The organism is Mesorhizobium sp. B2-1-1 (genome assembly GCF_006442975.2).
In the GTDB taxonomy this organism is placed as follows: Bacteria; Pseudomonadota; Alphaproteobacteria; order Rhizobiales; family Rhizobiaceae; genus Mesorhizobium.
Window position 1 is genome coordinate 4,726,186 of sequence record NZ_CP083954.1, and the last position, 11,812, is coordinate 4,737,997.

General features: G+C 65.0%; 5 protein-coding genes. 4 read left to right on the forward strand and 1 reads right to left on the reverse strand.

The genetic code is table 11. The features are described from left to right. The first annotated feature begins 173 nt into the window (after nucleotides 1–173). The 4 genes from FJ972_RS23280 (at nucleotide 174) to FJ972_RS23295 (ending at nucleotide 8,409) form a co-directional block, all read left to right on the forward strand. The gene (locus tag FJ972_RS23280; protein ID WP_413466340.1) at nucleotides 174–3,152 is read left to right on the forward strand and encodes a sarcosine oxidase subunit alpha; all 2,979 of its coding nucleotides are present in this window, start codon (nucleotides 174–176) and stop codon (nucleotides 3,150–3,152) included. Then, a complete protein-coding gene (locus FJ972_RS23285; RefSeq protein WP_140520865.1) occupies nucleotides 3,145–3,771 on the forward strand; it encodes a sarcosine oxidase subunit gamma in 627 nt (208 codons plus the stop codon). Before FJ972_RS23280 ends, FJ972_RS23285 begins: the two co-directional genes overlap by 8 nt. A gap of 307 nt (nucleotides 3,772–4,078) precedes the next feature. Continuing rightward, the gene (locus tag FJ972_RS23290; RefSeq protein WP_140520866.1) at nucleotides 4,079–6,448 is read left to right on the forward strand and encodes a DUF1989 domain-containing protein; all 2,370 of its coding nucleotides are present in this window, start codon (nucleotides 4,079–4,081) and stop codon (nucleotides 6,446–6,448) included. A gap of 251 nt (nucleotides 6,449–6,699) precedes the next feature. Then, nucleotides 6,700–8,409: an APC family permease gene (locus FJ972_RS23295; protein WP_140520867.1), complete on the forward strand. Its 1,710-nt coding sequence runs from the start codon at nucleotides 6,700–6,702 to the stop codon at nucleotides 8,407–8,409. Nucleotides 8,410–8,487: 78 nt separating this feature from the next. On the opposite strand, the gene FJ972_RS23300 is transcribed toward FJ972_RS23295, so the two are convergent. Further along, nucleotides 8,488–11,637: an efflux RND transporter permease subunit gene (locus tag FJ972_RS23300; RefSeq protein WP_140520868.1), complete on the reverse strand. Its 3,150-nt coding sequence runs from the start codon at nucleotides 11,635–11,637 to the stop codon at nucleotides 8,488–8,490. Nucleotides 11,638–11,812 lie beyond the last annotated feature (175 nt).

Below are 11,812 nucleotides of genomic sequence, written 5' to 3' on the forward strand. Positions count from 1 at the left end.
GCCGGTACGTCTTTACCTCCCCCTTGTGGGGAGGTCGGACCGCAGGTCCGGGTGGGGGTCGGCGCCGCCCCCCCACCCCGCTGCTTCGCAGCGACCCTCCCCACCAGGGGGAGGGTAAGAAGCGGCAGGGCGATGAGGGGCAGCGCGACGCCAGTGCATGGGGCTGCATCGTGATTTCCTCCCAGTCCAATCGTCTCTCCACTGGCGGCCTCCTCGATCGTTCGTCACCGCTGAGCTTCCGCTTCGATGGCAAGACGTTCTTCGGCTTCGAGGGCGACACGCTGGCGTCGGCGCTGATCGCCAACGGCGTCAAGCTGGTCGGCCGCTCGTTCAAATACCACCGTCCGCGCGGCATTCTGACCGCTGGCTCGGAAGAGCCCAACGCGCTGGTCGAACTGCGCACCGGCGCACGCCGCGAGCCGAACACCAAGGCCACGACCGCCGAGCTCTATGAAGGGCTTGAGGCCGCCAGCCAGAACCGCTGGCCGTCGCTCCATTTCGACGTGATGTCGGTCAACCAGCTCTTCGCGCCGATCTTCGTCGCCGGCTTCTACTACAAGACCTTCATGTGGCCGGCGAAATTCTGGGAGGCGATCTACGAGCCGGCGATCCGCCGCGCCGCAGGCCTCGGCCGCGCCGCCGGCGCTGCCGATCCCGACCACTACGACAAGGCCTGGGCGCATTGCGACGTGCTGATCGCCGGCTCCGGCCCGACCGGGCTTGCGGCGGCCCTTGCCGCCGGCCGCTCCGGCGCCCGCGTCATCCTGTGCGAAGAGGATTTTATTCCCGGCGGCCGCCTGCTCTCGGATGGCGGCACGATCGACGGGCTGCCGGCAGCCGAGTGGCTGTCGCGAACCCTGGCGGAACTCGAGGCAATGCCCGATGTCCGCATCATGACCCGCACGACGCTGTTCGGCGTCTACGATGGCGGCACCTATGGCGCGATCGAGCGGGTCAACGACCATCTGCCCTCGCCGCCCGAGCATCAGGTGCGCCAGCGCATGTGGCGGATCGTGGCCAGGCGTTGCGTCGTCGCGGCCGGCGCCCTCGAGCGGCCGGTCGTCTTTGCCGGCAACGATACGCCCGGCGTGATGATGGCTTCGGCCATGCGGACCTATGTCGCGCGCTATGCCGCCGCGCCGGCAAAACGCATCGCGCTGTTCACCAACAATGAGGATGGCTGGCGCACGGTCGAGACAGTACTCGGCGCAGGCTTGCAGATTGCGGCGGTCATCGACGCACGGCCTGACGTCTCGCCCGCCCATCGTTCGCTCGCCTCGAAGAGCGGCTTCCCGGTGCTGCATGGCGCCGTCAGCCGTGCGGACGGCGGCAAGGACGGTGTGAGGAAAATCTCCGTCTCTCTCACCGGCGGCGCGCGAGCCGAAGTGGAAGCGGACGGGCTTGCCGTCTCCGGCGGCTGGAACCCGGCGGTCGGGCTCACCTCCTATCATCGCGGCCGGCCGAAATGGCGCGACGACATCGCCGCCTTCGTGCCCGACGGCGCGCCTCCCGGCATGGTCGCCGCCGGTGCAGCCAATGGCTCGTTCGGTCTCGGCGCCTGCCTGGCGGGAGGGTTTGCAGCAGGCGCGGCGGCCGCGCTCGACGCCGGGCGCTGCGGCAAGGCCGGCACAGCGCCGACTGCCGATGACGAGGCGTTCTCGTTGACGCCGCTCTGGCATGTCGCCGGCAAGGGCAAGGCGTTCGTCGACCAGCAGCACGATGTCACAGCTTCCGACATCGAACTCGCACAGCGTGAGGGCTTTGAATCGGTCGAGCATCTGAAGCGCTACACGACGCTCGGCATGGCGACCGACCAGGGCAAGACCTCCAACGTCGCCGGCCTTGCCATCATGGCCGCGGTGTCGGGCAAGTCCATTCCCGAAACCGGCACGACGATCTACCGCCCGCCCTATGTGCCGGTCGCGATCGGCGCCTTTGCCGGCCATCACCGCGACGAGACTTTCCACGCCACAAGGCTAACGCCTTCGCACCACTGGGCCGCCGAACAGGGCGCCGTCTTCGTCGACACCGGCCTGTGGAAACGCGCGCAATGGTATCCGCGCGCGGGCGAGAAGGACTGGCTGGAATCCGTCACCCGCGAGGTCAAGGCGGTGCGTTCCGGCGTCGGCTTCTGCGATGTCTCGACGCTCGGCAAGATCGACGTGCACGGCCCCGATGCCGGCGCCTTCCTCGACCGCGTCTACATCAACACCTTCTCCAGCCTCGCCGTCGGCAAGGCACGCTACGGGCTGATGTTGCGCGAGGACGGGTTCGTCTACGACGACGGCACGACCTCGCGGCTGGCCGAGGATCATTATTTCCTCACCACCACCACCGCCAAGGCCGGACTGGTGATGCAGCATCTCGAATTCTGCCGGCAGGTGCTGTTTCCCGAATTGGACGTGCAACTGACCTCGGTCTCCGACCAGTGGGCGCAATTCTCGATCGCCGGGCCGAAGACCCGAGATCTGCTGAAGGAGATCGTCGACCCGACAGAGGATCTGTCGAACGAGGGCTTCCCGTTCATGGGCGCGCGCGAAGTTGCGTTGCGCGGTGGCATCAAGGCACGGCTGTTTCGCATTTCCTTCTCCGGCGAAATGGCGTTCGAAATTTCGGTGCCGGCGCGCTATGGCGAGGCGCTCGTGCGCAATCTGATGCTGGCCGGCAAGCCGTTCGGCGTGACGCCATACGGCACCGAGGCTCTTGGCGTCATGCGCATCGAAAAGGGCCATGTCGCCGGACCGGAACTGAACGGCACGACCACGGCCGCCGACCTCGGCCTGGGCAAGATGATGTCGACCAAGAAGGATTTTGTGGGCCGCATCATGGCCGGGCGCGAGGCACTGGTCGCGCCGGACCGGCAGGTCGTCGTCGGCATCAAGCCGACCGACAAGGCGCGGCGGCTGCGCTCCGGCGCGCACATCGTTCCGAAGGGCCAGACGCCCGGACCTGATAACGACCAGGGCTATGTCACCTCAGTCTGCTTCTCGCCGACATCGGATCAATGGATCGGGCTTGCTCTCGTGGAACGTGGTCGCGAGCGTATCGGCGAGACCGTGCGCGCGCACGATCCGCTGCGCGCAGAGGAGTATGATGTCGAACTGTGCAATCCCGTCTTCTACGACCCGGATGGAGGGCGCCAGCGTGGCTGAATTTACCTGGGATGCGCGCAGCCCTCTCGACCGCACGCTGGTCGTCGGTCCGCATGGCGCGCAGGGCGATACCGGCGTTTCGCTGACCGAGATCCGCAATTTCGACCTCGTGCAAGTGATGGCACGCCGCGGCAAGGCGGGTGACCTGGCCAGGGCTGCGACGGCGTGTTTCGGCATTGCCGGTCCGGATGCGCCCAAGGCGGTGCGGATTGCGGACGCCACGCTGATCTGGTCCGGGCCGGATCAGTTTTTCGTGCTGTCGAAGAGTGGCAAGCACGGGATGAAGGCGCTTGCTCCTCTGCTTGCCGGATCGGCTTCGCTGTCTGACCAGTCGCATGCGCGGGCGCTGATCAGCATCTCCGGTGACAAGGCGCGGGCGATGTTGGCCAAGCTTTCATCGCTCGATCTGCATGCCAGTGTGTTCGCGGTCGGCTCTGCCGCCGCAACCTCGATGGATCACACCAGCGTCTCGCTCTGGCGTGGGAATGATCGGGCGGACGGACAGCCGATGTTCAACGCTCTGGTCTTCGCGACCTTTGCCGAGAGCCTGTGGCACACGATGCTCGATGCGGCGGCGGAATATGGTGTGGATATCAGCCATTCCGAGGAAGTGACGTAGCCTTGCGCGCGCCCTTCCCTTCTCCCCTTGTAGGAGAAGGTGGCCGCGCGGAGCGAGGTCGGATGAGCGGTGCTCCAGCTTGGCAATGACGGCACTCCGTCACCCACCCCCTCAACCGTCTCGGCGCTGCGCACTGATCCACCGCCCTGGGGCGAGCCACGGATCTCGCCCCGTCCTTCAGACCCCACAAGGGGAGAAGGAAGAACCCAGTCCACCACCGCCTTGCCAAACCCACCCGCACTGCTATTCTTGCTGCTAAAATAATTTCACACACAGGCAAACTTGTTTCTCGAACCGCAAGGCTGAGATGAGCCAGTCGCCCTACCCTGCCGTCGCATCCGGGCCACCCCGGCCGAGCCTGATCCTGCGGCCCGGCCAGATCGCGCTGCCGCCGGGCATGGAGCGCTATACGGTCCAAGGCAATGGTGCGGTGCTGATCGAGGCCGAGGCCGGCGACACGATCACGGTGCGCAATGCCGAGGGCGGCCAGGCTTGCGAACTGCTGGCGTGGGATGGCACCGGTGCGACCGATCCCTCCATCCTCGGGGAAAACTCCAACAGCAATGCCGCCGGCATCAAGGCGCTGCTTGCCGAGGGCGATGACAGCCTCGCGTCCCTGCGGCGCGGGCTCGCACGCCGGCAGGTGCGGCTCGACCAGGCCAAGGCGGTGCGCGTGTTCGGCGGCGCCACGCCGGCCGGCACCGAACAAGCTTTCACCGTCGTGCGCGACGGCTCGGTGGTGATTGCCGCGCCCGGCGGGCCGATGCTGGTCGACGGCCATGATACGGCGACGCCGCTTGCCGTGATCGTGCGGCGTGCCACCATCCGTCCGGCGGCGAAGTCGCTATTGGCCGACCCGCTCGCCGATCCGGTGCTCGATTTGCGCGTCCATTCGGCGACGGCGGAATCCTACTTCGTCAAAGCCGGCGACTATCTGCAGATCATCGACGTCGACGGGCGCCAATGCACCGACTTCCAGTGCTTTTCGGCGCGCAAGCTGGACAAGGGGCTCGACCATCCGCTCGATGTGACGACGACACGCACGCTGATGGGCGCGAGCTATCCGATGCCGGGGCTGCACTCGAAATATTACAACCAGGACATGGAGCCGCTGGTCGAAGTGGTGCAGGACACATGCGGCCGGCACGACGCCTTCGCGCTCGCATGCGCCGCCAAATATTACGATGACATCGGCTATCCCGGCCATGCCAACTGCTCGGAGAACTTCAACCGCGCGCTGTCGGACAAGGGCGTCACACCACGCGCCGGCTGGATGGCTATCAATTTCTTCTTCAACACGGCAATCGACGCGCATGGCGTCATGGTCTCCGACGAGCCATGGTCGCGGCCCGGCGACTATGTGCTGCTGCGGGCCCTGACCGACATCGTCTGCGTGTCCTCCGCCTGCCCCGACGATACGACGCCGGCCAATGGCTGGGACCTGACCGACATCCATGTGCGCACCTATTCCGGCCAGCACAAATTCTCGCGTGCGATCGCCAGACGCATGACGCCCGATTCGGAACCGAAAATGACCCGCGAGACCTCCTTTCATTCGAGCTTTGCCAAGCACACCCGCGACTTCGTCGAGTACAGGGGCTATTGGCTGGCCAACTCCTTCGCCAGGGAAGGCGCGATCGCCGAATACTGGGCCTGCCGGCAGGACGCCGTGATCATGGACCTGTCGCCGCTGCGCAAATTCGAGGTCACCGGCCCGGATTCCGAAGCGCTGCTGCAGTACACGCTGACCCGCGACGTCAAGAAGCTCGGCGTCGGCCAGGTCGTCTATTCCGCCATGTGCTACGAGCATGGCGGCATGATCGACGACGGCACGCTGCTCAGGCTCGGCAAGGACAATTTCCGCTGGGTCGGCGGCGACGATCTGTCCGGCGAATGGCTGCGCGAGACGGCGACAAAGCTCGGTCTCAACGTGCTGGTACGCTCGTCCACCGACCAGATGCACAATATCGCCGTGCAGGGGCCGAAGAGCCGCGATATCCTGAGGAAGGTGATCTGGACCTCGCCGCTGCAGCCGTCGATCGAGGAACTGGAATGGTTCCGCTTCGCCGTCGCGCGCATCGGCGGCGGCAATGGCGTTCCGGTCGTCGTCTCGCGCACCGGCTATACCGGTGAACTCGGCTACGAGATCTGGTGTCATCCGCGCGACGCCGAAAAGGTCTTCGACGCGATCTGGGCCGCCGGCCAGCCGCATGGATTGAAGCCGATGGGCCTGCAGGCGCTGGACATGGTGCGCATCGAGGCCGGGCTGATCTTCGCCGGTTACGAGTTCTCCGACCAGACCGACCCGTTCGAGGCCGGCATCGGCTTCACCGTGCCGCTGAAGTCCAAGACCGACGACTTCATCGGCCGCGAGGCGCTGATCCGGCGCAAGGAGAACCCGCAGAACAAACTGGTCGGGCTCGACATCGATGCCAACGTCGCGGTCGGCCATGGCGATTGCGTGCATGTCGGCCGCGCCCAGATCGGGGTCGTCACGTCGGGCATGCGCTCGCCGGTGCTGAACAAGACCATCGCGCTGGCGCGGCTCGATGTCACCCACGCCGCCATCGGCGCGCGAGTTGAAATCGGCAAGCTCGACGGCCACGCCAAGCGGCTGCCGGCGCGAGTCGTGGCCTTCGCCCATTACGATCCGCAGAAGACCAGGCCGCGTTCCTGACCGCGGCCTTCCGGGCATACGGGATTGCCCGTCGGCGGCGCCGCGGGGCACATTTGTGCGCCCGCCCGCAAGCGTGATGTGCACGGCGCGACAAAACGCTTGACGTGAAAGCGCGCCGGATCAATCTTCACTCCTAAGAAAAAAATACGACTGAGTGGAAACACTGAAGTCGCGGCGATATTGGCCGGGAGCAAGCTTCGCACAGCCGAGGCGTCGCCGGCGGGGAACATCAAAAAGGGGAATTCACCGACATGAGCACCATAAGCACGGTCCTGGACCAGCCTGCCGAAAGCAAGCTGCTCAGGCATATCGACTGGCGCGGCGCCTTCTGGGTGGCGAGCGGCGTTCCAGCCCTTGTCCTGTTCTCGATCGGCGGCATTGCCGGCACGACCGGGACGCTCGCTTTCCTGATCTGGACGGTGTCCATGGTCATGGGCTTCCTGCAATCCTTCACCTATGCCGAGATCGCCGGCCTGTTCCCGAACAAATCGGGCGGCGCCTCGATCTACGGCGCCACCGCCTGGCTGCGCTACTCCAAGTTCATCGCGCCCTTGTCGGTGTGGTGCAACTGGTTTGCCTGGTCGCCGGTGCTCTCGCTTGGCTGCTCGATCGCCGCCGCCTATATCCTCAATGCGCTGGCGCCGGTGCCGATCTTTACCGACACGTCGCCCGAGGTCGCCGCCTATATCGCGGCACATGCCGGAACGAGCGCCGGCGACGCCATTACCGCAGTGACCGCGGCGGCGACTCCGGCGATCCGCATGTGGTCGGCGTTCAGCCACACACTGGGTCCGGTGTCCTTCACCTTCAACGCCACCTTCTTCATCGGCGCCGTGCTGATGCTGATGATCTTCTCGATCCAGCATCGCGGTATCCTGGGCACCGCCAATGTGCAGAAATATATCGGCCTGCTGGTCATCGTCCCGATGCTGATCGTCGGCGTCGTGCCGATCTTCACCGGCCAGATCAACTGGGCCAATTTCTCGCCGCTGGTTCCCTTGGCCGCCGCCTATGCGCCAGAGCCCGGCGCCTGGAACATCGCCGGCTGGACGCTGGTGCTCGGCGGCATGTTCATCGCCGCCTGGTCGACCTACGGCTTCGAGACCGCCGTCTGCTACACCTCCGAGTTCAAGAACCCGGGCACCGATACCTTCAAGGCCATCTTCTATTCCGGCCTGCTCTGCATGCTGCTGTTCATCCTGGTGCCGTTCACCTTCCAGGGCGTGCTCGGCCTCAACGGCATGCTGGCGACGCCGATCGTCGACGGCTCAGGCGTGGCGGATGCTCTCGCCGGCATGGTCGGCGGCGGCGGACTTATCCACAGCCTGCTGGTGATGCTGATGATCCTGGCGCTGGTGCTGTGCATCATGACGGCTATGGCCGGCTCCTCGCGCACGCTCTACCAGGGCTCCGTCGACGGCTGGCTGCCGCGCTACCTCAGCCACGTCAACGAGCATGGCGCGCCGACGCGGGCGATGTGGACCGATCTGTGCTTCAACCTGATCGTGCTGGCGATCGCCTCGGCCGACGCGACAAGCTTCTTCTTCATCCTCGCCGTATCCAATTGCGGCTACATCATCTTCAACTTCCTCAACCTCAATGCCGGCTGGATCCATCGCATCGACAACGGCCATATCGCGCGGCCGTGGAAGGCCCCGAGCTGGCTGCTCGGCGTCGGAGCGATCTTCGCCTATGTCAACGCGATCTTCATGGGCGCCGGCGCCAAGGTGTGGAATCCGATGGCGCTGTGGGCCGGGCTGATCACCGCGGCGCTGATCATCCCGGTGTTCTGCTTCCGCCATTACATCCAGGACGGCGGCAAGTTCCCCGACCACATGCTGGCCGACCTCGGCATGGCGGGAGCGGACCTCTCGGTGAAAAAGGCGGGCATGCTGCCCTATCTGACGCTGGTCGCCGGCGTGGCGGTAATGCTGATCGCCAACTGGTTTTTCGTCATCTGATTTGCCTGACGGGCAAGCGGCCTTCGGCTCCGCAAGAACAGAAATTGGCCGGTCTCAAATGAGACCGGCCGATTTCGTTCATTCAGCCGCCAAAGCGAGTTGCGGCCTCTCGACGCCTTCGACGGTTTCTGGTTCGGGCGTCTGTTCGTCGGTCGGCACCTTCTTTCGCTCGCGGCCGAAGAACAGGGCGTAGCCGGCGGGCAGCACCAGGATGGTGAGCACGGTTGCAACCAGAATGCCGCCCATCATGGCGTAGGCGAGCGGCCCCCAGAATACGCCGCGCGAGATCGGGATCAGCGCCAGAACCGCGGTCATTGCCGTCAACACGATCGGCCGGAAACGGCGCACAGCCGAGCCGATGATCGCTTCGGAGCGTTCCATGCCTTTCGCGATGTCCTGGTCGATCTGGTCGACGAGGATGATGGAGTTTCGCATGATGATGCCGAGCAGCGCGATGACTCCGAGGATGGCGACGAAGCCGAACGGCGCGCCGCTGATCAAAAGGGCCGCGGCCGCACCGATGATGCCGAGCGGACCGGTGGCCAGCACCAGCATCGCCTTGCCGAAATGCTGCAGCTGGACCATCAGCAATATGACGATGACGGCCAGCATGATCGGCGCCTTGGCGGCGATGGAAGCCTGGCTTTCCGCCGAATCCTCGGCACCGCCCTGGATCTCGATCTTGTAGCCGGGCGCCAGGCCGTCGCGCAGGCCCTTCATGTCGTTGTACATCTTGGTGACGACGTCGTTGGACTGCACGCCGTCGGGCAAGGTCGCCCGCACGCTGATGGTCGGCAAGCGGTCGCGCCGCCACTCGACGCCTTGCTCCAGCACCGGCACAACCTTGGCCACCTGCGACAGCGGCACGAAGCCACCGAAATCGGTCGGGATGTAGATGGAATCGACCGAGGACAGCAGCGCGCGGCTGGCATCCGGCTCGCGGGCGACGATGGACACCGTTTCTTCGCCGTCGCGGAAGTCGCCCAGCGGCGCGCCGGACATGGACGCCTGCAGCATCTGGCGAATGCGCTGCGAGGTGACGCCCAGCGCGCGGGCGCGGTCCTGGTCGATGACCAGCTTCATCGCCGGCACAGGTTCCAGCCAGTCGTCATGGACGGCGCCGAGCAGCGGGTTGGCCTGGAATTTCGCCTTCACCTGGTCGGCAATGCGCCGCACTTCCTGGCGGTCCGGACCCATGACGCGCATCTGCACCGGCCAGCCTGTCGGCGGCCCGAGGAACAAGCGGTCGACCTTGCCGCGGATGGAGGGGAAGTCCTGCGCCAGGATGGTACGCAGCTTGACGATCAGCCGCTCGCGCGCCGGCTCGTCATTGGCCATCACAAGAAGCTGGGCGAAGTTCGGATTCCTGAGCTGCTGGTCCAGCGGCAGGAAGAAGCGCGGCGCGCCTTCACCGATATAGGTGGCGATGAAGCGCTTGTCCTTGTCGTCCATCATCTTGGCTTCCAGCGCCTTGGCCTGCGTCTCGACTTCCTTGATGCTGGTGCCTTCCGGCAGCCAGAGATCGACGAGGATTTCCGGGCGAGACGATTGCGGGAAGAAGTTCTGCGGAATGAACTGGAAGGCCCACAGGCTGGCGGCGAAGGTCACCAGCGTCATCGTCAGCACGATGATGCGATGGCGCACGGCCCAGGTAACGGTCGAGCGAAGCCGGCGATAGAAGCTGGTGTCGAAGACGTCGTGGTGGGAGCCGGCATGCTTGCGCTGCTTGAGGATCATATATCCCAGCCATGGCGTGAAATAGACCGCCACGAACCAGGACACGACGAGCGCGATGCCGACGACGTAGAACAGCGTGCGGACATATTCGCCGGCGGTGGAGGCGGCGAAGCCGACCGGAATGAAGCCGGCGGTGGTGATCAGCGTGCCGGTCAGCATCGGGAAAGCGGTCGAGGAATAGGCGAAACCCGCCGCCTCGATCTTGACCAGCCCCTCCTCCAGCTTGCGTTCCATCATCTCGACGACGATCATGGCGTCGTCGACAAGCAGGCCGAGCGCGATGATCAAGGCGCCGAGAGAAATGCGCTGCAGGTCAATGCCGATCTCGTACATGATGGCGAAAGTGGCGGCCAGGACCAGCGGGATGGCGATCGCAATGACAAGTCCGGAGCGCCAGCCGATCGACAGGAACGAGACGACGAGCACGATCAGCAGCGCTTCGCCGAGCGCATGCATGAACTCGCTGACAGCGTCCCTGACGACCTCGGGTTGGTCCGATATCTGGTCGACGGAGACGCCATAGGGCAGCGCCTCCTCGAATCGCTTGTAGGTCGCCTCGACGTCCTTGCCGACATCGGTGACGTTGAAGCCCTTGGCCATGACGACACCGAGCTGGACGCTCTCGTGGCCATTGAACCGGTACTTGCGCTCGAAAGGATCCTCCAGCCCCGAGCTCACGGTGGCGATATCGCCAAGGCGCGTCACCTGGTTGCCGGCGCGCAAGCGCAGCTCGCGAATGTCGGCCGCCCTGGTGACGTCGCCCTCGACCGAAATGCGGACCGAGCGCAGGCCGGTGTCGACAGAGCCTGCCGGGTCGACATTGTTCTGTCCCTTGATCGCGTTCTGCAGGTCAGTCAGCGTCAGGCCGCGCTCGGCCAGCGCCTTGGACGAGACGTCGATATAGATCTTCTCGGGCTGGTCGCCGATGATGACCGCCTTTTCGACGCCGGGCGTCGTCAGCAGCATATCGCGGGCCTGGATGGCGAACTTCTTCAATTCGGGATAGCTGAAGCCATCGCCGCTGATCGAATGCAAGGTGATGAAGGTGTCGCCGAATTCATCGTTGAAATAGGGGCCGAGCAGGCCCTGCGGCAGATCGCCTGCTATGTCGCCGACCTTCTTGCGCACCTGATAGAAGGCGTCGTTGACCTGGGCAGCATTGGTGTCGCCCTTGATCTGAACCGTGATGATGGCGCTGCCGGCGCGCGTGTAGGAGCGCACGAAGTCGAGATGCGGCGTTTCCTGCAGCTTGCGTTCGATCTTGTTGACGACCTGGTCTTCCATCTCCTGGATCGAAGAACCCGGCCAGATCGCCTGCACGACCATGACGCGGAAGGTGAAATCGGGATCTTCCTTCTGGCCCATGCGCATCAGGCCGAGCGCACCGGCAAGGATGATCAGGCCGAACAGGAAACGTGCGATGCTCGGATGCCCGATCGCCCAACGCGAGAGGTTGAAAGGCCGCTTTTCAGTGTTGCTGTCGGTGGTCATGGCGCCAGTCCAGTCCAATTGATCTGCAGGGCAGGTTCATCATGCCGTTCATGCGTTCTTCGTCTGGCTTCCGGGCGGCGAAGCTCCCTCAAGCGGAGAGACTCGCATCGCGTGTGACGCGACAATGATGCGGGGGAGCCATCTTGCCGGCGTCTCGACGATCGGGCGCCTGCCG